Origin of the sequence: Streptomyces sp. NPDC001513, assembly GCF_042894695.1 — a bacterium.
Taxonomy (GTDB): Bacteria; Actinomycetota; Actinomycetes; order Streptomycetales; family Streptomycetaceae; genus Streptomyces.
Map to the genome: position 1 here is coordinate 93,152 of NZ_JBIAVU010000022.1, position 22,420 is coordinate 115,571.

At 73.6% G+C, this 22,420-nt stretch carries 16 protein-coding genes and 2 pseudogenes; 10 read left to right on the top strand and 8 right to left on the bottom strand.

Annotation, left to right across the window (positions count from 1 at the left end):
- Positions 1-41 precede the first annotated feature (41 nt).
- Positions 42-641 (bottom strand): annotated as a pseudogene (locus tag ACFYZ4_RS37035) (GAF domain-containing protein); the annotation flags it as partial.
- Between the two features lie 72 nt (positions 642-713).
- Positions 714-2,528, bottom strand: coding sequence for a glycoside hydrolase family 15 protein (locus ACFYZ4_RS37040; RefSeq protein WP_390786064.1), 1,815 nt, complete (start codon positions 2,526-2,528; stop codon positions 714-716).
- Positions 2,529-3,209: 681 nt separating this feature from the next.
- Between ACFYZ4_RS37040 and ACFYZ4_RS37045 the strand changes: the two genes are divergently transcribed.
- Positions 3,210-3,602: a hypothetical protein gene (locus tag ACFYZ4_RS37045; protein ID WP_351297289.1), complete on the top strand. Its 393-nt coding sequence runs from the start codon at positions 3,210-3,212 to the stop codon at positions 3,600-3,602.
- On the opposite strand, the gene ACFYZ4_RS37050 is transcribed toward ACFYZ4_RS37045, so the two are convergent.
- Together ACFYZ4_RS37050 and ACFYZ4_RS37055 are read right to left on the bottom strand one after the other, a co-directional pair.
- Positions 3,556-4,773, bottom strand: a complete 1,218-nt coding sequence (locus tag ACFYZ4_RS37050; RefSeq protein ID WP_390786065.1) for a trypsin-like peptidase domain-containing protein — start codon at positions 4,771-4,773, stop codon at positions 3,556-3,558. The genes ACFYZ4_RS37045 and ACFYZ4_RS37050 overlap by 47 nt on opposite strands.
- Positions 4,774-4,785: 12 nt before the next feature.
- Positions 4,786-6,339 carry an FAD-binding oxidoreductase gene (locus ACFYZ4_RS37055; protein WP_390786066.1) on the bottom strand — a complete coding sequence of 518 codons (1,554 nt, stop codon included), beginning with the start codon at positions 6,337-6,339 and terminating at the stop codon, positions 4,786-4,788.
- A 148-nt stretch (positions 6,340-6,487) separates the two neighbouring features.
- Here ACFYZ4_RS37055 and ACFYZ4_RS37060 point away from each other — a divergent pair, with 148 nt between their 5' ends.
- Positions 6,488-7,681, top strand: coding sequence for a cytochrome P450 (locus ACFYZ4_RS37060; protein ID WP_390786067.1), 1,194 nt, complete (start codon positions 6,488-6,490; stop codon positions 7,679-7,681).
- A 49-nt stretch (positions 7,682-7,730) separates the two neighbouring features.
- On the opposite strand, the gene ACFYZ4_RS37065 is transcribed toward ACFYZ4_RS37060, so the two are convergent.
- Positions 7,731-8,399: a class I SAM-dependent methyltransferase gene (locus ACFYZ4_RS37065; RefSeq protein ID WP_351297301.1), complete on the bottom strand. Its 669-nt coding sequence runs from the start codon at positions 8,397-8,399 to the stop codon at positions 7,731-7,733.
- A 59-nt stretch (positions 8,400-8,458) separates the two neighbouring features.
- The gene (locus ACFYZ4_RS37070; protein WP_351297304.1) at positions 8,459-9,973 is read right to left on the bottom strand and encodes an IucA/IucC family siderophore biosynthesis protein; all 1,515 of its coding nucleotides are present in this window, start codon (positions 9,971-9,973) and stop codon (positions 8,459-8,461) included.
- Positions 9,974-10,080: 107 nt separating this feature from the next.
- Between ACFYZ4_RS37070 and ACFYZ4_RS37075 the strand changes: the two genes are divergently transcribed.
- The 4 genes from ACFYZ4_RS37075 (at position 10,081) to ACFYZ4_RS37090 (ending at position 15,839) form a co-directional block, all read left to right on the top strand.
- Positions 10,081-11,676, top strand: coding sequence for an IucA/IucC family protein (locus tag ACFYZ4_RS37075; RefSeq protein ID WP_390786068.1), 1,596 nt, complete (start codon positions 10,081-10,083; stop codon positions 11,674-11,676).
- A 147-nt stretch (positions 11,677-11,823) separates the two neighbouring features.
- Complete coding sequence (locus tag ACFYZ4_RS37080) at positions 11,824-12,615, top strand: GntR family transcriptional regulator (RefSeq protein WP_351297310.1); 792 nt, start codon at positions 11,824-11,826, stop codon at positions 12,613-12,615.
- Positions 12,616-12,993: 378 nt separating this feature from the next.
- Complete coding sequence (locus ACFYZ4_RS37085; RefSeq protein WP_351297313.1) at positions 12,994-14,046, top strand: betaine/proline/choline family ABC transporter ATP-binding protein; 1,053 nt, start codon at positions 12,994-12,996, stop codon at positions 14,044-14,046.
- Entirely contained in the window at positions 14,046-15,839 is a 1,794-nt protein-coding gene (locus tag ACFYZ4_RS37090; protein ID WP_351297316.1) for an ABC transporter permease/substrate binding protein, read from the top strand. Before ACFYZ4_RS37085 ends, ACFYZ4_RS37090 begins: the two co-directional genes overlap by 1 nt.
- A gap of 72 nt (positions 15,840-15,911) precedes the next feature.
- On the opposite strand, the pseudogene ACFYZ4_RS37095 reads toward ACFYZ4_RS37090, so the two are convergent.
- Positions 15,912-17,924: pseudogene (locus tag ACFYZ4_RS37095) on the bottom strand (MMPL family transporter); the annotation flags it as partial.
- Between the two features lie 299 nt (positions 17,925-18,223).
- Between ACFYZ4_RS37095 and ACFYZ4_RS37100 the strand changes: the two are divergent.
- The 3 genes from ACFYZ4_RS37100 to ACFYZ4_RS37110 all read left to right on the top strand — a co-directional run bounded on the left by ACFYZ4_RS37100 (position 18,224) and on the right by ACFYZ4_RS37110 (position 20,487).
- The gene (locus tag ACFYZ4_RS37100) at positions 18,224-19,429 is read left to right on the top strand and encodes a sensor histidine kinase (protein WP_390786069.1); all 1,206 of its coding nucleotides are present in this window, start codon (positions 18,224-18,226) and stop codon (positions 19,427-19,429) included.
- Positions 19,426-20,094, top strand: a complete 669-nt coding sequence (locus ACFYZ4_RS37105) for a response regulator transcription factor (RefSeq protein WP_351302087.1) — start codon at positions 19,426-19,428, stop codon at positions 20,092-20,094. Before ACFYZ4_RS37100 ends, ACFYZ4_RS37105 begins: the two co-directional genes overlap by 4 nt.
- A 99-nt stretch (positions 20,095-20,193) precedes the next feature.
- The gene (locus ACFYZ4_RS37110) at positions 20,194-20,487 is read left to right on the top strand and encodes a hypothetical protein (RefSeq protein ID WP_390786070.1); all 294 of its coding nucleotides are present in this window, start codon (positions 20,194-20,196) and stop codon (positions 20,485-20,487) included.
- A gap of 21 nt (positions 20,488-20,508) precedes the next feature.
- Here ACFYZ4_RS37110 and ACFYZ4_RS37115 read toward each other — a convergent pair whose 3' ends face one another.
- Positions 20,509-20,766 carry a GNAT family N-acetyltransferase gene (locus tag ACFYZ4_RS37115; RefSeq protein WP_384353290.1) on the bottom strand — a complete coding sequence of 86 codons (258 nt, stop codon included), beginning with the start codon at positions 20,764-20,766 and terminating at the stop codon, positions 20,509-20,511.
- 197 nt (positions 20,767-20,963) lie between these two features.
- Between ACFYZ4_RS37115 and ACFYZ4_RS37120 the strand changes: the two genes are divergently transcribed.
- The gene (locus tag ACFYZ4_RS37120) at positions 20,964-22,388 is read left to right on the top strand and encodes a S8 family serine peptidase (protein ID WP_390786071.1); all 1,425 of its coding nucleotides are present in this window, start codon (positions 20,964-20,966) and stop codon (positions 22,386-22,388) included.
- Positions 22,389-22,420 lie beyond the last annotated feature (32 nt).

Here is a 22,420-nt window from a genome sequence, read left to right on the forward strand (position 1 = left end):
TGGCGGACGCGATTTCGATGTCGTCCTCTTCGGAAGCGGTCTTGTGGCCGGTGGCGGTAGAAGCTGACCACGCCCAGTGCGCGACCGTGCAGCGCGAGCGGCGCGACGATCAGGGAGTGTGCACCGGACCGTTTGACGAAGTCGGCTCTGGCCGGGTCTGCGGTCAGCCACGCGCTGTCCTCCTCGATCTGGATGACGCGTGGACGGAGGTCGGTCAGAATGCCCGAGAAGGGGGTGCCCGCCGGCAGGGGCCGCACCTCTCCCACCGGGTGTGGCGAGATCGGGCCCTGGAAGGCCACCTGGCGCAGGGGAATGTCCTGGTCGGCAGAGACCAGCGGTGGTTGCTCTCCGCGGACGATGGCTTCGGCCACCTCCACGACGGCAGTGCCCGCAAAAGCGGGCACGGTGGCCTCTACGACATCTCGGCAGACGGTGTCCACCGAGAGGCTGCGTACGGAATCCAGAGCCGGGCTCTGTTGGCATGGCACCAGCGGCAGTGGTCGCCGGGCGCGAAGGAGCAGACCGCCGGGCCGTTCGTGTCGAATCGGCTCCGGATCCGTTGGCGTGCTGGACCACATCCGGATCCGGCGACGCGGTGTCGCTCGCCCCTCCACGGTGTCACGGATGGTTGGGCCTCGCATCCGAGGAACAGGCGTGGGCTCGGCCCGGGCGTTGGGACGGCACAGTGCCACGGGCGGGAGGGGGCCTGCCGGTCACGTGGCCCGGGACTCCGCCTGGTGGATGGCCCAGGCCGCGTTGACGAGGCCGATGTGGCTGAAGGCCTGGGGGAAGTTGCCGAGGAGTTCGCCTGTCGCCGGTTCGACTTCTTCGGCGAGCAGCCCCACGTCGTTCATGCAGCCCGCCACTCGTTCGAAGACGGTGCGGGCTCCTTCGGTGTCGCCTGCCAGTGCGAGGGCCTGGGCCAGCCAGCACGTGCACAGCAGGAAGGTTCCTTCGCCTCCGGCCAAGCCGTCGTCGGCCGAGAGGTAGCGGTAGACCATCCCGTCCGGCCCGGTGAGGCGGGTCCTGACCGCGTCGATGGTGGCTCGCATCCGGGGAGTGTCGGCGGCTTCGAACCCGGCGATCGCCATCATCAGGGCCGACGCGTCGAGGGTGTCCGAGCCGAAGGCCTGCGTGTACGCGCCCGCCGACTCGCTCCATCCGTCATGTTCGATGGCCGCGCGGATCTCGTCCCTGGCCTGCCGCCAGAGGGGGGTCCGTTCCTGTGCGCCCAACTCCTCGGCCAGGTCCAGGGCGCGGTCCAGGGCGACCCAGCACATGAGCTTGGAGTACAGGAAGTGCTGCGGTTCACTGCGGACCTCCCAGATGCCCTGGTCCTTCTCGCGCCAGCGGACTGCGGCCGTGTCGGCGAGTCCGGTGAGGAAGGCCCTGGTGTGTTCGTCGGCGTCGTGCAGGTGGTGACGCAACTTGTGGAAGGCGGCGAGCAGTTCGCCGTAGACATCGAGTTGGCGCTGGGCCCATGCGCTGTTGCCGGTCCGTACGGGGCGGCTGTCGCGCCAGCCGGGCAGGTGGGGCAGTTCGCGTTCGCTCAGGTCGCGTTCGCCGCGGATACCGAACATGATCTGGAGGTCGTGCTGGTGGTCCGGGTCGCCGGCGGCGGCCTGTGCCATCCAGCGGAAGAACTGCTCTGCCTCATGGGGGCAGGCGGCAACCCACAAGGCGTCCAGGGTGAATGAGGCGTCGCGCACCCAGGCGTAGCGGTAGTCCCAGTTGCGGACTCCTCCGATCTCCTCGGGCAGGGAGGTCGTCGGCGCGGCCACGATGGCACCGGTCGGCTGGAAGGTGAGCGACTGCAGGACGCGGCCACTGTGGGCGACGAGGTCCGCCCACGGTCCCTCGTACGCCTGGTGTTGCCCCGACCAGGCGCGCCAGGCGGCGACGGTGTCCTGCAGGTGGGTGCGGATCTCCTGCTGGGACCACAGGGTGGGGTCCCCGCCGGCAGGGACGTGCTGGAGGGCGAAGCCCGCGTACTGGCCCGCGTGCAGCTCAGGGGCGCATCGGGCCAGGTCCGTGATCTCCAGCGGATACGGGGAGCACAGTCCGAGGGTGTCGGGGCCGCCGTGACAGAGCAGCCCTCCGTCAACCGGCATCAGGCGGGGTCTGATCAGCCCGTATTCCGGTCGCGGGGCGAATTCCATCTCGAGCGTGACCTGGCCCTCGGTGCAGTGCGCCACTCGGAGGAGGAGGTGGGGTGCGTGCCGGCCCAGGTCGTGTCCTGTTTCGCTGCGTCCGGAGGCGAGGGCGTCGGTCACGGTGACCGTCCCGGTGGGCGTGCGGAACGTCGTCTCCAGGACCATCGTGCGCTCGAGGTAGCGCCTGCTCTGCGTGGCGGGGCCGGCCGGCCGGATGAGCCAGTGGCCGGCCTGCGGGCCGAGGATCCGGCCGAAGAGGGAGCGTGAGTCGAAGTGCGGCATGCACAGCCAGTCGACCGATCCATGGCGGCTGACGAGTGCCGCAGTGTGGCAGTCGGAGAGCAAGGCGTAGTCCGCGATGGGCCGGTCGTTCATCTCGGGCACCTCCGCGGTTGCGGGAGTCGTAGCGCCGTGGGACGAGGGCCCGGCCCCTGCGGGTGCGGCAGTACGCCTGCGTCACATCTTCCTACAGCCGGGATGTGCGCGCACATCCCGGCGCGTGCGACGGTTCAGCCGCGGTAGCCCTCGGTGTACGGGTGGGCGCCCGCCACGTGGGCCAGGTCGTAGTCGACCACGTCGACGTCGTAGAGGAGGGCCGCTCCCGTCGTCCGAAGGGCGACCTTGACGCCCTCAGCGGCCTTCGCGAACTGCCGGCCGGCGCGCTCAGCTGTGACGCAGCAACCTGTCGTTCCAGCGGGTCAATCGGCCCGCCGGTAAGAGCCGGTCCGCGGTCGAGCGAGTCCACCGCAGAAGCGATGACCTCCGTTGCCGTCGTCAGGCTCCCGGGCTGATCAGAGCGTGCGCCGTGGCCCGGCAGGTCAACGGCAGCCACCCGAAAGTCCTCCTGGAGCGCGGTGAGCCGTGGGCTCCATTGACCCGTGCTGAGCCGGGTCCCGTGTCCGCAGCCGTCATGAGTCCCCCAGGTCCGCGCTGTCTTCGAACCGACTCTACTGGCGGGCAGTCCCCGCCGCTCGGACGGGGAACGCTTGCCGGACCGGGTTGCGTCCGCGGCGCATCCGGTCGTACCTCGGGGCGGGACCGGCTCGTTGACCCGGCATGGAACTGCCGACCATCGCGGCGCCGGGCGTCGGGGAACGGGCCGACGCCGTGGCCGATGCCGCCTGCCACCTCTACGACACCATCGCGCCCTGGGGCATCGGAGCGCCCGGAGGGTGGAGCCGGACCGCGGCCGAGGACGCCGCCGAGGCGATCGAGACCACCGCCCACGCCCTCGCGTCCATCGACCCCGGCGCCGAGGTGGTCCTCGCGCCCGTCCACGCAGCCCTCGCCGACCTCCGCCGCCGGCTCGGCCTCGCCTCCGCCGAAGTGGCCGCCGGCGACGGGCTCCCGGCGGCCCCGCGTACGGTCGGGAACCCGCGCCGGACCCGCTGGGTGCGGGTGCTCACCGCACCTTCGCCCCGGCAACCGCCTTCTCGTACAACTTCCTGATGTCCGCGCCGAAGTAGGAGCTGTACGAGGTGTCGGCGGTGTCCCCGCCCGTCTTCCAGCCGCCGATGACCCCGACCACGTCGCCGGTCCCCGTCTGCCCGTTGTAGCGGAGCAGGAACGGGCCGCCGCTGGTCCCGCCGGGGTAGCCGGTGCAGTCGATGCGCAGGAACGATCCGGGGATCCGCGCGTCCTTGCTGGTGAACTTCGTCGTCCGGTTCACGCACAGGCGCGGACGGGCGGCGGAGGCCGGGTACCCGATCAGCGAGACCTTGGCGTGCGCGTAACCGGCGCCGGTGACCAGCCGGTTTCCGCCGACCACGTCCTGCACCGGGAAGCCGCGCGCGTCCGGGCCCACCTGGGCGAAGGCCACGTCGAGGGTGGCGGCGCGGTCGGGGCCCTGGGAGCGGTAGCGCGGGTCGATCCAGATCCGGGAGCGCCCGGCCGCGTCCCGCAGGACGGGGAACATGCCGTACGGCTGCGGCTTCGCCCGGGTGTACCGCGGTACGAAGGCCACCTGCTGGGTGTCCGAGCCGAGCAGGCAGTGCGCCGCGCTGAGCACGAGGTTGCGGCCGGGGGAGGCGACCACGCTCGCGGTGCAGAAGTAGGACCCGCCGTTCTTGACGAGGAACATCCGGCCGACGACCGGGATGCCGTCGAAGTTCTGCCCGATGCCGGGGTCGGTGGCCGGCACCCGGGGGACGACGGGACGGGCGGGGGCGGGAAGCAGGGACGGCTTGGGAGTCGGCTTGGGTGTCGGCTTCGGAGTCGGTTTCGGAACGGGCAGCAGTGTCGGGGTCGGGGTCGGAGTGGGCGTGGCCGTGGGAAGCGCGGGAAGGGCGGGGGTGGGAACGGGGACGAGGACGGACGGGGTCACGGAGGGCTCCGCCGTGTCCGGGGCCGGCGTTCCGGCAGGCGTCGGCTCCAGCGGCTCCAGCGGCGCGAGGGGTTCCAACGGCGGCTCGGGCGCCGGGGGTTCGGGAGGCTCCGGTGTCACGGGGGGCAGCGGGGCGGCGGCGGCCATCCGCTCGGCCGTCCAGAAGGACTCGGCCTCGTGGGCGGACCAGCGGCCCGCGCTCGCCGCGGCGCTGCTCCCGGCCTCGGCCACGGGCAGCGGACCTCCGGGCACCAGCAGGGCGGCCGCCAGCGCGACCACCATCACCATACGTCGCATTCCGGACACTCCCTAAACGGCGTGGGGGAAACGGAAGAGCCGGTCCGGGTCGTAGGCACGCCGGACCTCCTGCAGGCGGGCGAGGTTCGGGCCGTAGTAGGCCTCGCGCCAGCCGGTGAGCTTCGGGTCGGTGTAGTTCTGGTAGGCGCGGCCGCTCGCCCAGGGCCGCAGGTCCTGCCAGAGCCCGTCGAGCCAGGCCTCGTGCCGGGCCACCGCGGCGGCCGGCGCGGATTCGGGCCAGTGGACGAGGTACTGGGCGAGGAAGGCACTGCCGCGGTGCGCGAAGGCCGTGTCCGCGACCGCGACCCGGTTCAGCGCGCCGCCGCAGACTCCGTCGAACTGCACCACCGCCAGGCCGCCGCGGGGGACGCCGGCCTCGGACCCGTAGCGGCGTACCGCGTCCAGGACCGTGCCGATCGCCGCGTCGGGCAGCCCGGCGCCCGCCCAGAAGTCGGAGCGGGCGGCGTACGAGTGCCGCTCCAGCCGACCCTGCGGGTCCCGGCCGGGCAGGGTGCCGGGCAGCCGGCACTGCGCCGCGGTCAGGTCCAGACAGCCCGACATGGCCCGCAGGGTGTCCGCGTGACTGCGTACGACGGTCCAGTCGTCCCTCGGCGGTCCGCCGACCAGGTCCGACAGCCGGGTCAACTGCCGTTCCAGCTCCCCGCGTCCGTCGAGGCACACCACCCGGACCGCCGGCGGCGCCGGATCCCCGGAACGAGCGCCGGATCCAGCACCCGCACCGGCACCGGCTTCGACCGTGAACTCCACCTGGCTCCAGAACGGGTCCGGCAGCCCGGCCAGCCAGCGCTGCCAGCCGCGCAGCACGTCCGCGGAGTCGCGGCCGGGCCAGTGGAGTTCGGCGAAGGCGCAGTCCCGGGGGGCCGGGTGAGTCCGGAAGCGGAACTCGGTGACCACGCCGAAATTGCCGCCCCCGCCGCCGCGCAGGGCCCAGAAGAGGTCCGGATCGCGGTCGGCGCCGACCTCGCGCACGCGCCCGTCGGGGGTGACCACCCGGGCCCCCGTGAGCCGGTCCGCGGTGGCCCCGTACGCCCGCGAGGCCAGCCCCAGGCCGCCGCCGAGGGTGAGCCCGGCGATCCCGACGGAGGGGCACAGCCCGGTCGGGACGGCCAGGCCCCGCCCGGCGAGGGCGGAGTGCACGTCCCCGAGCCGGGCCCCCGCGCCGATCCGTACGCCGTCCCCCTCGACCGTCACTCCCGCCATGGCCCCGGTGTCGACGACCAGCGCCCCGGCGCGGGTCGACCAGCCGGCGTAGCCGTGCCCGCCGCCGCGCGGGACGACGGCCGCGCCGGAACGGCGGGCGAAGTCGAGGCAGACGGCCACGTCCGCGGCGTGCGCGGGGTAGGCCACCGCGGCGGGCGCGACGGCGTCGTAGCGGGGCTGGAACAGCCGGCGGGCCTCCGCGTACTCCCGGTCGCCCGGGAGCACCACCCGCCCGTCGATCCCGCGGGCCAGGGCCCCGTAGTCCGGGCCCCGGGCGGCCGCGCCGACGGTGGCGAGGACGGCCGCGGCGGCGCTGCCGAGGACTTGGCGGCGATGGAGGCTCATACCTCCTTCCTGCCACCGCCCGCCCCGATCGCGGTGAAGGCGGGCCCACACACACCGGGCAGCCCCCCGAACGGCTCATGGCCGAAACGGTTCGGCTTGTCGTATGGACGGACCGGTCCGATCGACGCCACCCGCCTAGGCTGCCCCCATGCCCCTCGTCGACCTCAGCGCGCACACCGGTGACTTCAACGCCGATCCGTACCCCTTCTACGCCGCGCTGCGCACCGCCGGCCCCGTCCACGAGGTGGTCGTGGGCGGCGAGCGGTCGTGGCTGGTCGTCGGCCACGAGGAGGCCCGGCAGGCCCTGAACCATCCGGCCCTGTCGAAGAACTGGTTCGGCACCGGGCTGTTCGGGGACGCACCGGTCCCGGCCGTCGCCACGAACATGCTGGACGCGGACCCGCCCCACCACACGCGGCTGCGCGGCCTGGTGGCACGGGAGTTCACGGCCCGCCGGATCGAGGCCCTGCGCCCCCGTGTCCGGCGGATCACCGGGGAACTGCTCGACGAGATGGCGGCCCGTCCCGACCGGCGCACCGACCTGATCCGGTCCTTCGCCGTACCGCTGCCGATGACCGTGATCTGCGAACTCCTCGGCGTGCCCGGCCTGGACCGGGCGCGGTTCCGCTACTGGTCGAACGAGATCGTCGCCCCGCTGGACGGGGTCGGCGCGGACGGCCGGGTCCTGGAGCAGATGACCGCGTACCTCTTCGAACTCGTCGGGGACAAGGCCGCGGACCCCGGCGACGACCTGCTCAGCGCCCTGATCCGGACCCGTGACGAGGACGGCGACCGGCTCTCCCCGGACGAGCTGATCGGGATGGCCTTCCTGCTGCTGGTCGCGGGCCACGAGACCACCGTGAACCTGATCGGCAACGGAGTACGGGCCCTGCTCGCGCACCCCGACCAGCTCGCCGCCCTGCGCGCCGACCCGGACGGCCTGATCGACGGAGCCGTGGAGGAGATGCTGCGCTACGACGGCCCGGTCCAGCACGCCACCCACCGCTTCGCCCGCACCGGCCTGGAGCTGGGCGGCATCCTGATCCCCGCCGGTTCCTCCGTGCTCGTCGCCCTCGCCGCGGCGGACCGCGACCCGGCCCGCTTCGCACAGCCCGGACCCGACGTGTTCGACATCCGCCGCCCCGGCCCCGGCCACCTCGCCTTCGGCCACGGCATCCACTTCTGCCTCGGTGCGCCGCTCGCCCGGATGGAGGGCCGCATCGCGATCCGCGCCCTGCTGGAGCGGTTCCCGGACCTGGCCGAGGATTCGGACGCGGGTCCGCGGGACTGGCTCCCCGGCGTGCTGATGCGGGGCGTGACCCGGCTGCCGCTGCGCTGGTGAAGCTGGTGAAGGAGAGGAGCCGCCGGTCAGCCGACGGCCCTCGGCAGGATCACCCCTTGCGCGCAAGCAGGAAGCCCTGCGGGGAGTTCTCGCGGGCGTCCGGACCGCGGACCAGACGGGCCACCTCGGTCAGCCCGGCCCCGGCCAGCAGGCCCGAGACGAGGTCGGGCGGCGTCCAGTACACGTCGAGCTCGACCGGATGCCCGTACGCGTGTTCCAGCCGGACCCTCTCGTCGCCCGCCTTGAAGGCGATCAGGACGTACCCGCCCGGCGCCAGCACCCGGGCGAACTCGTCGAACACCACGGGCAGTTCCGCGGGCGGGGTGTGCACGGTGGAGTACCAGGCCAGCACCCCGCCCAGTACCCCGTCGGCCATGTCCAGTGCGGTCATCGACCCCACCTCGAACCGCAGGCCCGGGTAGGTCCGGCGGGCCACCGCCACCATCGCCGGGGACAGGTCGACGCCGAAGGTCCGTACGCCGAGCCCGTCCAGATGAGCCGTCACCCGGCCCGGCCCGCAGCCCAGGTCGGCGACCGCCCGGCCACCGCGGCCCTCGTCCCGGCGCACACCGTCGCCGCGCACGTACTCGGCGAACGCCGCCAGCATGGCCCGGTCCAGTGGCCTCCGGGCCAGTTCCGTGCCGACCAGCCGGGCATAGTCGACGGCGACGGCGTCGTACGACGCTCTCACCGAGGTCAGGTCCGAGGTCTCCGTCATACCCCTGGACAGTAGCCGCCGGGATCCGTCCGGGGGACCCCCGGCTCTGGTGCTCCGGATCACCCTCCGGCCAGCGGATTGGGCAGTTCAGCCCACTGGTCCCCGGGAATGCCGGGGCTCAGCCGCATCAGGGTGAGCGCCTTGGTGGGCAGCGGCCCGGTCAGCAGGGCCTCGGTGTCGGCGGTCGCCGGCAGCGTGGCGACCTCGGCGAGGGCCTCGGCGAAGGCGCCGGCCGAGCCCGCCGTGGCGCCGAGCGCCCCCGCCAGCAGGGACCCGAACAACTTGCGCCGCAGCACGGTCACGTCGTCGGTGATCAGCCTGCCGGACAGGGGCGGCACCGGCAGGCCGTGCCGGACCAGCCGGGCCGGGCTGATCCGGATGTCGGCGAGGTCGCGGTAGACCAGCCGCAGCGGGGCCCCGGTGGGGGAGAGGACGACGAGGAGGTTCTGGCCGTGGGCCTCCAGGGCCACCCCCAGCTCCAGCACCCGCAGGCACACCGACAGCGCGAGACGGGCGAAGTCCGCCCGCCAGGCCGCCGAGCGCGCCGGCGGGAACGAGGCCAGGGCCGCCACCGGGAGCACCCGCTCACCGGCGGAGGCGTCCGCGTGCACCTCCGGCGGCTCCCGCAGCACGGCCGCCAGATCCGGGGTGTGCGCGGTCGCCGCGCCGAGGGTGCGGGTGATGTGCAGCCGGCCGTCGAGCCGCTCGGACAGGCCCTGGGCGAAGGCGGACACGGCCGCCGCCGTCTCCACGGAGTAGACGGAGATGTCCCGTACGGAGGAGGTCAGCCGGGCGCTCAGCGCGGTCTTCACGTGCGGGCCGCCGTCGGCGGGCGCCAGCGTGCGCAGGGCCATCAGCGGGTGCGCCGCGAATCCCGGCAGCGCCCGCTCGTGCCGCAGTACGTGGGCCGCCTGCCACGGATGCACCGGGACCAGGATCCGCCCCGGGTCCCGCAGCGGCTCCGGCCAGTCGCCGGTGACCAGGCACTTCTCAGTCGGTACGGCGACCAGGCCGAGCTCCACCACCGGGCGGTGCTCGGGGGCGTACGCCAGCTGCTCGGCCACCGAGAAGCCCGGCCGGGAACGGCAGTTCGGGTGGTACGGATGACCGTCGACGACCCGCTGCTCCCACTCCCACGTGGCCCCCGGGGCGCGATCCTCGCCGGCGGGCGGCTGTCCGGCCCGGGAGAGCGCCAGGGAGGCCGTACTGGCGTCGAGCTCGGCGGCGAACTCCTTCCCGTGCGCCACCCCCAGAGCCGTGACCAGGGCCGCGGCCTGCCCGTAGGCCTTGCCGTCGAGCAGCAGTTCGCTCACGTAGGGCTCGGTCGCGTACGGATCCGGCAGCGGGCCCTCCAGCCGGGCGCCGCCCTCCAGCAGGAGCGCCAGGCCGTCCGGCCCGCGCTCCCGGCCCACGACCCACGGCAGCGGCTCGAAGGCCAGCGCCCGCCACAGCCGGGTCAGCACGGCCGCCCGGGCGCCGCTCAGTGCGGCGTCGTACCCGGGGCCGAGCCAGGGCCGTACACCGGCCAGTTCGGCGGCGACGGCCTCTTCGGCCGGCGAGTGGGGAAAGTACATGCTGGGCTCCGACATCGGAATATCGCTTTACGGGATGATCAAGTAATCATTGCGGATACCGACGATCACGACCGGTGGTTACGCCAGGCGAACCTCCGGCGCACCGGATGGACCGAATGGAACCAGTGGACCTCAACGCCGCCGCCGACGCGTACGCCGCCACCCCGCTCCTCAACTGCCTGCTGCGGGAGACGGCCGATCCCGTCGAGCCTGCCGGGCCCTCCGGCCCCGCGGCAGAGTACGGCGCGGACACGGGCACGGGAGTGGAAGTCCACCGGCTGCGCGGCAGCGGCCGGCTGCTCCGGGTGCGCGGCGGGCGCCGGCCGGTCCGCCCCGAACTGCGGACGGCCGCGGGCTGGCACCCGCTCAGCCACACCGAACTGGTCAAACTCGTCTCCGACGAACTGGGCCGGTTCACCGGCGTTCCCAACGACGAGCTCCCCGTCGAGATCACCGACAGCCGTGACGCGCTCGCCGCACTGCTGGCCGCCCGCGCCGAGGCCGAGCCCCCGCAGGACCCGTACGTCCTCTCCGAGCAGTCCCTGGTGATGGGCCATCCGCACCACCCCGCCCCCAAGGCACGCGGCGGGGCCCCGGCCGGGAGCTGGCTGCCGTACGCGCCGGAGGCCCACGCCCGCTTCCCGCTGGTCTTCCTCGCGCTGCGCGAGGACCAGGCCGCCGAGGAGGGCGGCCCGGCCGCCTCCGCCGCGATCGACTCCCTGGCCGACGCCCTCGACGGGCCGCGCGCCCCGGCCGGCTACCGGCTGCTGCCCGCCCACCCCTGGCAGCTCGACCTGGTGGGCGACCGGCCCGCGGTGCGCGAGGCCTTCGCCGACGGGCGGCTGCTGCGGCTCGGGGAGAGCCGCCGGCCGGCCTGGCCCACCGCCTCGATCCGGACCCTGTACGTACCGGAACCGGCGGCCGACCTCTTCGTGAAGTTCAGCCTCGACGTCCGGATCACCAACGACGTGCGCCGGCTGTGGCGGCACGACCTGCTGAAACTGCGCCGCACCGACGCGGCCGTCGAGGCCGGTTTCGCCGCGCTGCGCCGGACCGGCTCGGCGGCGGCCTGGCTGGCCGACCGCGGCTACCGCACCGCCTCCTTCGCCTTCGAGGAGCTCGCCGTCCTGGTCCGCGACGGCCTGCACGCCCACACCGTGCCCGGGGCCACGCCGCTGCTGGCCGCCGCGCTCGCCGAGGGCTACGCCGGGAGCCCGCCGGCCGGGGCCACCGACCCGGCCCGCTGGTGGCGGGCGTACCTGCGCCAGGTGGTGCCACCCGTGCTGGAACTGTTCGCCCGCCACGGTGTCGTGCTGGAGGCCCACCTCCAGAACACCCTGGTCGCCGTCGACGCGGAGGGCATGCCCGTGCAGGCACTCTTCCGCGACGCGGAAGGGGTGAAGCTGCTGCCGGACCTGCCGCGCGCGGACGCCTGGCAGCGCCTGGTCTACTGCCTGGTCGTCAACAACCTGGCGGAGATCGCGGGAGCGCTGGCCGGACGGTATCCGGACATCTCGCCGCTCCTGTGGCCGGCCGTACGGGAGGAGTTGCGGCGCTACGACGCCACGCGCGGGCTCCCCGAGATCGTGGAGCTGCTGGCCGCCCCGGCCCTGCCCGCCAAGACCAACCTGCTGCTGCGCTGGACGCGGGCCGACGGCGCGGACGCCCGCTACCTGCCCCTGCCCAACCCGCTGCGGGAGTAGGAGGCGCCCTGCCGATCGGGCCGGGTGCGCACGGAACCGGCCAAGGTGGGCCGGGTTCCCGGATCTCCCCTCACCTAAAGGTATAGACCAATGCTACGTTGGTCGGGCAGACCGCGCAGTCCTTGACCACCCGTCAGAGGAGAAGCCATGCCCTCCCCTTCGCGGGGCGGCGGCCCGGCCGCCATGCCCAAGTACCAGCGGATCGCCGCAGCGCTGCGCCGCGATCTCGAGCGCGCCGCACGCACGCCCGGCGGCAGACTGCCCTCCGAGCGCAGCCTGGCCGCCCGCTACGAGGTCAACCGGCAGACCGTCCGGGCCGCCCTCCAGTACCTGCGCGAGGACGGCCTGGTCGTCACCGGCCGGCGCGGCACCCGGCCCGCCGTCACCGCCGTGGTGGTCCCCGCCGCTCCAGGGAACGGGCCCGGGGTCGAGCCGGCCGCCGCCCGGCCCGCCTCCGCCGTGCCCGCCCTCACCCTGAGCCGGCTCACCCTCGTCACCGTCCCGCCCTCGCTCGCCGGACTGCTCGGCATGGCGGGCGGGGACCGCACCCTGGTCCATCACCATCGCGAACGCGGCCCGGCCGGGGAGACCCTCCGTGACGCCGTCACGTACTTCAGCCCGGGCGTCGTCGCGCGCGACCCCGAGCTGGCCGGCTATCGCGGCCTGGGGGTGACGCTCCGCGACGACGACCTCGCCCCGGTGCGGCGCTGGCTCGACCGCGCCGCGGCGGGCGGCCGGGTCGCCGAGACCATCACCATGACCCGCACCACCCACCCGCGGGCCGCCTCCCCGGCCTGTGGCCTCACCGTGTGCCGCACCCTGCACGACACCTCCGGCCGGCTGCTGGCCGTCACCGACCTGGCTTTCCCCACGTGGGACCGGCTGACCTTCCACCGCGACCGCCGCGACCCCGCGGGGACCGGCTTCCGCGTTACCTAGGTCACACCCGGGGCCGCCGGGGCCGGGTCCACCCGCCGGACGTCCGGTGTGGGCTCCGACACGCCGCGGGCGGCGGAGCGCCGGGCCCGGCGCTCCGCCGGGCCGTCGGGCGCCCGCTCCAACTCCGTCCCGGTGGCCGCGCGTCGCCACCCGGCGCGCGGTGCGGCCCCGCGTGCCGCGGTTCCCGGATGTGCAAGTGACCTGAATCACGCTGGTGTTTGCGGTGGTGAATGCGGGGCATCGTGGACTGCTGGAGCGGAACCACGCCCTCCGGCCGTTCGTGCCGGCGGCGGGGCGCACGCGGGCAGATCCCGTCCCGCTCTACGGCCCACCGGTCCGCCGGCGCGCGCCGTACCCCGTACGACCCGTGAGGTTTATGTGTCCACGCTCCAAGCCGAGCATGTCTACAAGGTGTTCGGACGGCGACCCGACGACGCCGTCCGCGCGCTCGAAAGCGGCACCGACCGCAACGAGTTGCGCGCCGACGGGACCACGGCCGCGGTGATCGACGCCTCGTTCAGCGTCGAACCCGGCCAGATCTTCGTCGTCATGGGTCTGTCGGGATCCGGCAAGTCCACGCTGCTGCGCATGCTGAACGGACTGCTGGAGCCCACAGCGGGACGCATCCTCTTCGGCGGCCAGGACCTCACCGCGCTCAGCGCGGGCGAGCTGCGCCGCGTACGGTCCACGAAGATCTCCATGGTCTTCCAGCACTTCGCGCTCTTCCCGCACCGGAACGTCCTGGAGAACGCCGGCTACGGCCTGGAGGTGCAGGGCGTCCCCCGCGCCGAGCGCGACCGCCGCGCCGCCGAGGCCCTGGCCCTGTGCGGCCTGGAGGGCTGGGAGAAGTCCTGGCCCGACGAGCTCTCCGGCGGCATGCAGCAGCGGGTCGGCCTCGCCCGGGCCCTGGCCACCGACGCCGACCTGCTCCTCATGGACGAGTCCTTCAGCGCCCTGGACCCGCTGATCCGCCGTGACATGCAGGACCAGCTCCTGGAGCTCCAGCAGCGCTTCAAGAAGACCATCGTCTTCATCACCCACGACCTCAACGAGGCCATGCGCATCGGCGACGGCATCGCCGTCATGCGCGACGGCCGCATCGTCCAGCAGGGCACCGCCGAGGACATCCTCACCCGCCCCGCCGACGACTACGTCGCCTCCTTCATCCAGGACGTCGACCGTTCGCGGGTGCTCACGGCCGACGCCGTCATGGACGAGCCCGACGCGGACGCCGAAGCCTGCGGCTGCCCGACCGTCCACGGCGACACCCCGCTCGCCGACGTCTGCGCGGTCAGCGCCCGGGTCCCGCACGCGGTCGCCGTCACCGACGCGGAAGGCGCCGTCGTCGGCTCCGTGCCGCAGGACCGGCTCATCGCCTTCCTCGGCGACGAACAACGGCCCCCGATGGCCTGTGCGGAGGTGGCCGCCTGATGCCCCGCCTGCACCTCGGCGCCTGGGTCGACAGCGGTGTCGACTTCCTCCAGAGCCACCTGTCCTGGCTGTTCGACGCCATCAGCGCGCTCGTGACCGGCCTCTACGACGGCATCGACGCCGTCCTCTCCGCCCCCGCACCGCTGCTGTTCGCGGGCATCCTCGCGCTCGGCGCCTGGTGGCTGCGCGGGCTCCTCGCGGGCCTGCTGGCCTTCGCCGGCCTCGCGCTCATCGACTCCGTCGGCCTGTGGTCCGACGCGATGTCCACGCTCTCCCTCGTCCTCGTCGCGACCCTGGTCACCCTGGTCTTCGCGATCCCGCTCGGCATCTGGGCCTCCAGATCAGACCGGGTCAGCGCCGTCCTGCGGCCCGTCCTGGACTTCATGCAGACCATGCCCGCCATGGTCTACCTCATCCCCGGGATCATCTTCTTCGGGGTGGGCGTGGTGCCCGGCATCATCGCGACCATCATCTTCTCGCTGCCGCCGGGCGTACGGATGACCGAACTCGGCATCCGCCAGGTCGACGCGGAACTCGTCGAGGCCGCGGAGGCCTTCGGCACCACCCCGCGCGACACCCTCTTCCGCGTGCAGCTGCCCCTGGCCCTGCCGACGATCATGGCGGGCGTCAACCAGGTCATCATGCTCGGCCTGTCCATGGTCGTCATCGCCGGCATGGTCGGCGGCGGCGGACTCGGCGGCGCCGTGTACCGCGCCATCGGCAACGTCGACATCGGCCTCGGCTTCGAGGCGGGCATCTCCATCGTCATCCTGGCCATGTACCTGGACCGGATGACCGGCGCCCTCGGCCGCCAGGTCTCCCCGCTCGGCCGGCGCGCCCTCGCCAAGGCGAAGGCCGCGGCCACCGGCGCGGCCAAGGTGTGGAACCACCGCCCCCGGCCCGTCTACGCCCTCAGCGGCGTCGTCGTGCTCGCGCTCGTCGCGGGCGGCCTCAGCACCTTCGGCGGCTCCACCGCCGAGGACGGACCGGCAGGCGCGGCGAACATCGGCAAGGGCCGTACGGTCTCCGTCGGGTACATCCCCTGGGACGAGGGCATCGCCTCCACCTTCCTGTGGAAGGAGCTGCTGGAGCGGCGCGGCTTCAAGGTCGACGCCCGCCAGCTGGAGGCCGGAGCCCTCTACACCGGCCTGGCCGGCGGCCAGCTCGACTTCCAGACCGACTCCTGGCTGCCCGTCACGCACGCGCAGTACTGGGAGAAGTACGGGAACAAGCTCGAGGACCTCGGGTCCTGGTACGGCCCCACCTCGCTGGAGCTGTCCGTGCCCTCGTACATGAAGGACGTCCGCTCACTCGCCGATCTCAAGGGCAAGGCCGGCCAGTTCAAGGGCCGCATCATCGGCATCGAGCCGAGCGCCGGAGCCATGTCCATCCTCAAGGACAAGGTCCTGAAGGAGTACGGCCTCGAAGGCGAGTACCAGGTCGTCGACGGCTCCACGCCCGGCATGCTCGCCGAGCTCAAGCGGGCCTACGAGAAGAAGGAGCCCGTGGCGGTCGTGCTGTGGTCCCCGCACTGGGCGTACTCCACGTACGACCTGACCAAACTGGAGGACCCGAAGGTGGCCTGGGGCAAGGGCGACGGGATCCACACCCTGGCCCGCAAGGGCTTCGCCGCCGACGAGCCCGAGATGGCCCGCTGGCTGAGCTCGTTCAAGCTCAGCGAGGAGCAGCTGACCGGCCTGGAGGCGAAGATCCAGGAAACCGGGAAGGGCAAGGAGCAGGAGGCCGTGCGCGCCTGGCTCAAGGATCACCCCGAGGTCGACCAGCTCGCCTGACGGCGACAGACGACAGACGAAGGCGGAGAGCAGGATCCCGAGGGCCGTCGCGAAGCCGATCTGCTGGGTGGACGGGGCCGGGGTCACGGCCAGGCTGCCGAAGGACGCGGCCAGCACCAGCCCCGCCGTCGCGATGGCGGGGGCCGTGTGCCGCACGGCGCGGCCCACCGCCGCCCGCGCCGGACCCGGCCGCTCCATCTCCTCCCGGATCCGGTCGCTCATCAGGATGTTGTAGTCGGTGCCCAGCGCGACCACGAACAGGAACAGCACGAGCGGGAGGGTGAAGTCCACTCCGGGCCGGTCCAGGGCGTGCTGGAACACCAGGGTCGAGGCGCCGAGCGTCGCGGCGAACCCGAGGCCGACCGCGGCCAGCAGGATCACCGGTGCCAGCAGACTGCGCAGCAGCGCGAGCAGGATCAGCGCGATGAGCACGGCCGCCACCGGGAAGACCACCTTCAGGTCCTTGTCCACCGCGGTCGAGATGTCGGCGAAGAGCGCCGGCGTGCCGCCCACGTGCGCCTCGGTACCGGCGGGCGCGTGGGCCCGTACCGCGGCCCTGACCGGTCCGGTGACCAGATCGCGCGCCTCCTGGCGCTGCGGGTCGACCGTCAGGAACAGGTCGATGCGCGCCGCCCGCCGGTCCTCGCTCAGCACGGTCCCCGCGACCTGGCCCACGCCGCCGACCCCCGCGAGCGCCGTGGACAGCCCGCCCAGGCCCTCGGCGGTGAGCGTGCCGCCGTCGGAAGCCGTGACGAACACGCTGGTCGGGTCCGACACCCCGGCCGGCAGGGCGCGCGAGATCTCCGCGGCGGTGACGACCGCGGCCGTACGCTCCCCGCCCGCGCCCCCCTGCCCGTAGTCCATCCGCATCCCCACGACACCGGCGGCCAGTGTGCCAAGCAGCGCCACCGAGCCCAGGACCAGTACCAGCGGCCGCCGTGCCACCCGGTCGCCCAGCCGCGCGGCGGAACCGGCGCGGGGCGCGTGGCGCAGGGACCGCGAGGGCCAGAACATCCTGCGCCCGGTGACCGCCAGCAGGGCCGGCATCAGGGTCAGGCTGCCCAGCAGCATCACCAGGACGGACAGGGCGATGGCCGGCCCGAGCACCCGGAACTGGCCGAAGGAGGCGACCCCGAGCGTGGCGAACGCGGCGACGATGGTCAGCGCCGCGGAGGTGATGGCCGTACCCACGCGCCCGGCGACCTCGGCGGCTGCCTCGCGGCCGGACTGCCCGGGGTGTTCGCGCAGCTGCTCGCGGAAGCGGAAGAGAAGGAAGAGGAAGTAGTCGATGCCGATGCCCACCAGCACCACACTGATCAACCCCGGGGTGGAATCGGCCAGTCCGGTCCCGGTGAGCAGGGCCGCGCCGACCACGACGCCGGCCGCGGCGCCACCGATGACGGATACCGCGAGCAGCGGCAGCAGGGCCGCCAGGACGCTGCGGAAGACCAGGACGTGCAGCAGGACGATGACCCCGAGCATGAGCGCCCCGACCACCTTCGTCCTGGTCTTCTCGGCGTCCGCCGTGTCCACCCGGTCGGCGATCCCGCCGGTGAAGCCGGTGCGCAGTCCCTCCTCCGCGAACGCGTCGCGGGCGGAATCCCGGAAGGCGCGGTAGGTGTCCTGCACCCCGGGATCGGCGGGATTTCCGGTCAGTTCGACGGAGAGCAGGCGGAAGGAGCGGTCGGGCGCCGTCATGGCCGGGCTGACCCGGGGGATCTGCGAGTGGTCCTCGGCGAGGGGCATCGTGTCCTTGGTCCGGGGCATGGCGACCCGCTTCCGGGCCAGTTGCGCGGCCTGCGCGTCGATGCGCTGCTCGTCGGCGGCGCCGAGCGGCGCGTCGTCCGAGCGGGCCACCAGCAGGGTGAGGAGGTTGGCGTCCGGCTTCACGCCGAACCGCTCCTCCGCGATCTTCAGGGCCGCCGCCGAGTCGTAGTGCGCGGGCAGGAACCCGCCGTTGCCGGGCTGGATGGCGCGGAAGACGAACGCCTGGCCCGCGATGGTGGCTGCGATCCCCAGGACCGCCCACAGGGCGATGACCTTCCATGGACTTCGCGTCGAGAATCGGGTCAGGGCGCGGATCACTGGTCTCCTCCGGTCTGTGCGGTACGGCCGGGGTTCCCGGCCTGACTCCAGACCATCAGCGGGGAGCGGGGAAAACGTCGGGGCAGGGGAGGATCCGCACCGCGGGACCAGGGTCCGTACGGGGGTGCCGACCAGGACCGGAGTCCTGGTACGGGCTCACACCGGGGACCGGCGGCAGGAGTCGGGGACGGTGCCAGAATGGATCACCGGAGAGCACGGCCGCGGGCGGCCGACGGGGGAGGACCGGCAGCATGGGTGTGGGTGTGGGTGTGGGTGTGGGTGTGGGTACGGATGTGGGCGTGCGAGGCGAAGGGGGCGGCGGCGCCGAGGGCTCACCGTGGACCCGTAACGACGCACTGGTGGCGGTTGCGGCCGGCACCATCGACCTCGTCGGCTACTCCCTGGGCATGCAGACCGAGGGCCGGGTCCTGAGCGTGACCGCGGCCGTCTCCCTGATCGTCTCGGCGATGCCCCTGATCGCCCGGCGCGCGCGGCCGGTGACGGTGCTCGCCGCCGTACTGGCGCTGGGCGTGCTGGTGAACGTGAGCACCCCGCCGACCCCGCACTTCACCCTCACCCTGATGGTGGCCCTCTACACGGTGGCCCGGTTCAGCCGCCCGGCGGTGGCCGCGTCGGCGGCGGTCGTGGCGGTGCCGCTGATCTCCGTCGGCCAGGGCGGCTGGCCCCTGCCCTTCGGCTGGTCGGGTCTGCTCGCGAACGCGATCGGCACCTTCGGCGCCGTCGGCGTGGGCGCCGTGGTCAAGCACCGGCAGCGGGAGGCCGAAGCGCACCGGACCCTGCTCGCGGACCGGGCGGTGGCCGAGGAACGCCGTCGGATCGCCCGCGAACTGCACGACATCGTCGCCCACCACATCACCACCATGCAGTTGATGGCGGGCGGGGCCCGGGCCAACCTGGCGCACGACCCGGAGGTCGTCCGGGAGGCCCTCGTCACCCTGGAGGACTCCGGGCGGATGGCGCTGCGCGAGATGCGTCAACTCCTCGACGTCCTCAGGGCCGGGGAGGAGCCGGAGCACACCCCGCCGGCTCCCCAGCCCGGGGCCGGCGACCTCGACCGGATCGTCACCGAGTCCCGGCTGGCCGGCACGGAGACCGAGTTCACCGTGGACGGACCGGTCCGCCCGCTGCCGCCGACCGTCGGCCTCACCGTCTTCCGCATCGTGCAGGAGGCGCTGACCAACACCCGCAAGCACGCGGGGGAGGCGCGGGCCCACGTACGGCTGACCTACCGCCGGGACGAGGTGGCCGTGGAGGTGCGCGACGACGGGGCGGGAGCGCGGGCAGCGGCCTCCCGGCCCGCGGCGCGCCCCGGGTACGGTCTGATCGGTATGCACGAACGTGTCGCCCTGCAGGGCGGAACCCTGGAGGCCGCCCCACTCGGCGGCGGGGGCTTCCGGGTGGCGGCCCGCCTCCCGGCCCCGGCCCCGGCCGCGGTCGAGGTCGCGGGCTCCGGGTACGGCGAGAGAGAGGAACGGCAGCGATGATCCGCGTGCTCATAGCCGACGACCAGCCGCTGGTGCGGCGCGGCCTGGCCCTGATCCTGGGCCCCGACCCGGAGTTCGAGGTCGTGGGCGAGGCCGAGGACGGAGCGCGGGCCGTCGCCCTCGCCCACGAGCTGCTGCCCGACGTGGTCGTCATGGACATCCGGATGCCGGTCCTGGACGGGGTCCAGGCCACCGAGGAACTCGCGCGGACGCTCCCCTCCACCCGCGTTCTCGCCCTCAGCACCTTCGACATGGACGAGTACGTGGTCGCCGCCCTGCGCGCGGGCGCGTACGGCTTCCTGCCCAAGGACATCTCCCCGGAGGAGCTGATCGCCGCGGTCCGCATCGTCCACACCGGCGAGGCCGCCGTCGCGCCGCGGCTGCTGACCCGGCTCATCTCCGCCTACGTACGCACCCCCGTGCGGCCGCGGTCGTGGGCCGCCGAGACCCCGGCCGAACTCACCCCGCGCGAACTGGAGATCTGGCGTCTGCTGGCCGGCGGCCGGGGCAACGCCGAGATCGCCCTGGACCTGGACATCAGTGTCTCCACGGTCAAGAACCACATCACGGGCATCTTCGGCAAGTTGGGCGTCCGCGACCGTGCGCAAGCGGTGATCGCGGCCTACGAATCCGGCCTGGTCGAGGCCGGTTGCGCGAGCGGTTGATCACCAAGTGCCCGCAAGAGCACCGTAATTTTCCTGGTGACCACACCTCTGACCAGCCAAAACACTGGATGATTCGCCCGTGCGGAGAAGGGCACCTCCATGGCACAGTGCGATCAGCCCGACGACCGCACGCACGACCAGGGAGCCTCCATGCGCGATCCGCACGCCACGCCGCTCGCGGCCGCCCCCGACCGCGTGCCGGAGGCGGAGCCCGGCCCGCTGCCCCGCTGCCCCGTCTGCGACGGCGCACCCGAACGCATCTCCTGGCGCCAACGCCCCGGCCGGCCGGTGACCCTGGCCTTCGACCCCTGCGGCCACCACTGGTCGACCCCGGCCCCACCGGTCCTGGCCGTCACCCCACCCCCACCCCCGCGCCCCGCCCGCATCACCTGAGGGCACGTGCGGGCGGGCCGGTCAGCGGAGCGGGTCGGTCGCCAGCCGGGCGTGCGAGAGCGACCGGCAGGCCGCGGAGGCCACGCCCCGGCCGCGCGCCGCGGCCGTCGTCCAGTAGGACACCCACCCGGTGGCGTGCCGCCGGTCCACCGCACCGACCGAAACGTTGCCGAGTACGGTCCCGTCGCCCTCGACCACGGCGAAGGCAAAGGCGGAGCCCTCCGCCCAATGACCGCCGCGGTCGGCGATCCACGACTCGGCCGCCCGCACCGAGTCCACCGGCTCACTGCTGAGTATTCCTGCCGGGGCCCGGCCGTGGGTCGGCGCCCACCGGGGCCAGGGGTGGGCCAAACAGTCGGGGGCGATGGTTCCGGCGGGTGAACTCGGGCGCCGTGCGTCGAGCGGGCGGGGTGGGGCGGGCTGGTTCGGGGTCCGATGGGGCGGCGTGACGAAGTAGTCGGCCGACGGGAGCGGACATGAGGCATCGGGCGCGCTCCGCGCTGCTGGGACCTTCGGTACTGGCTCTGCTCGCCCTCGCCGGCATCGCCCCGGTCGCCTTCGGCGCCGAGGCGCGCGGCGAGGGGGCCGAGGCGTACGTCGTCGTCCTCAAGGACACGACGGGCGATCCCGCCGCCGCCTCGACCCGGCTCGCGCGGAGGTACGGGGCCGAGCCGACCGCGGTGTTCCGGCACGCGCTGAAGGGCTATGCCGCCCGGCTGACCGACGCGGAGGCGGCGGGCCTGCGGGCGGATCCCGACGTACGGTTCGTCAGCAGGCAGCGCACCTACCGGCTGAACCCGCCGGGCCGGCACACCCCGGTGAGCTGCCGGGTGTCCCTGGGCGCGGGGCAGTGCCTGCCCGAGTGGGCGGACCGGATCGAGGCCGACCGCTCCTCCGCCCGCTCCGGCGACGGCAGGGGAGAAGTACGGGGCGTCGGCGTCGCGGTCATCGACAGCGGTATCCAGGGAACACACCCGGACCTCAACGTCCGCGGGGGCGTGGACTGCCTCACCGGCAGCCCGCAGATCCCCGGCACCAGCCTGGTCGCCCCCGACCCGCACGGTACGGAGGCGGGCGGAGTCATCGGTGCCAAGGACAACGGGATCGGTGTGGTGGGCGTGGCACCGGGCGTGCCGTTGTGGGCGGTCAAGGCGTTCCCCGACGACCCGAACGAACTCGGCACCGACGAGGCCGCCCTGTGTGCCGTCGACTGGGTCACCTCCACCCGTACCGACGCCGATCCGGCCAACGACATCCACGTCGCGAACATGAGCTTCACCACCACGGAAGGTGTGGGACCGGACTTCGACGACGAGGCCTGCGGAACGCTCAACGCCGACCCGTTGCACCTGGCCGTCTGCAACGCCGTCCGGGCCGGGATCACCATGGTCGCCGCGGCCGGCAACGAAAGCCACGACCTGGCCCGGCACGGGCCCGCCGCCTACCAGGAGGTCCTCACCGCCACCGCGATGGTGGACTTCGACGGCAGGCCCGGAGCCGCGGGCAGGTCCGACTGCCAAGGCGTGGACTTCGGGCTCTTCGGGGACGAGGACGACCAGGCCGCCCTGGAGTTCAGCAACTTCGCCCGGTCCCGGCGCGACCTGGAGCACACCGTGGCGGCCCCCGGCGTGTGCGTCGTGACCACCAGCTCCGCCCCGGACGCCCCCTACACAGCAGTGGACGGCACCAGCTTCGCCTCACCGGTCGTCGCGGGGACCGCGGCCCTGTGCATCGCCCACGGCCCGTGCGGACGCTCCACCCCCGCCCGCAACCTCCGCACGATCGTCGACGACGCGGCCCTGCGCACCCGACGCCACCCCGGCTACGGCTTCGACGGTGACCCCAACCACCCCTTCCCGGGCCGCCACTACGGACCGCTCGTCCATGCCGGCCGCTACTGACACCCCCACCGGCCGCCGCCGTCAGACAGGAG

What these genes read in the sequence shown, in the direction of transcription:
- ACFYZ4_RS37040 (WP_390786064.1), bottom strand. Translation starts at nt 2,528, where the DNA reads ATGAACGACCGGCCCATCGCGGACTACGCCTTGCTCTCCGACTGCCAC.
- ACFYZ4_RS37045 (WP_351297289.1), top strand. Translation starts at nt 3,210, where the DNA reads ATGGAACTGCCGACCATCGCGGCGCCGGGCGTCGGGGAACGGGCCGAC.
- ACFYZ4_RS37050 (WP_390786065.1), bottom strand. Translation starts at nt 4,773, where the DNA reads ATGCGACGTATGGTGATGGTGGTCGCGCTGGCGGCCGCCCTGCTGGTG.
- ACFYZ4_RS37055 (WP_390786066.1), bottom strand. Translation starts at nt 6,339, where the DNA reads ATGAGCCTCCATCGCCGCCAAGTCCTCGGCAGCGCCGCCGCGGCCGTC.
- ACFYZ4_RS37060 (WP_390786067.1), top strand. Translation starts at nt 6,488, where the DNA reads ATGCCCCTCGTCGACCTCAGCGCGCACACCGGTGACTTCAACGCCGAT.
- ACFYZ4_RS37065 (WP_351297301.1), bottom strand. Translation starts at nt 8,399, where the DNA reads ATGACGGAGACCTCGGACCTGACCTCGGTGAGAGCGTCGTACGACGCC.
- ACFYZ4_RS37070 (WP_351297304.1), bottom strand. Translation starts at nt 9,973, where the DNA reads ATGTACTTTCCCCACTCGCCGGCCGAAGAGGCCGTCGCCGCCGAACTG.
- ACFYZ4_RS37075 (WP_390786068.1), top strand. Translation starts at nt 10,081, where the DNA reads ATGGACCGAATGGAACCAGTGGACCTCAACGCCGCCGCCGACGCGTAC.
- ACFYZ4_RS37080 (WP_351297310.1), top strand. Translation starts at nt 11,824, where the DNA reads ATGCCCTCCCCTTCGCGGGGCGGCGGCCCGGCCGCCATGCCCAAGTAC.
- ACFYZ4_RS37090 (WP_351297316.1), top strand. Translation starts at nt 14,046, where the DNA reads ATGCCCCGCCTGCACCTCGGCGCCTGGGTCGACAGCGGTGTCGACTTC.
- ACFYZ4_RS37105 (WP_351302087.1), top strand. Translation starts at nt 19,426, where the DNA reads ATGATCCGCGTGCTCATAGCCGACGACCAGCCGCTGGTGCGGCGCGGC.
- ACFYZ4_RS37110 (WP_390786070.1), top strand. Translation starts at nt 20,194, where the DNA reads ATGGCACAGTGCGATCAGCCCGACGACCGCACGCACGACCAGGGAGCC.
- ACFYZ4_RS37120 (WP_390786071.1), top strand. Translation starts at nt 20,964, where the DNA reads ATGAGGCATCGGGCGCGCTCCGCGCTGCTGGGACCTTCGGTACTGGCT.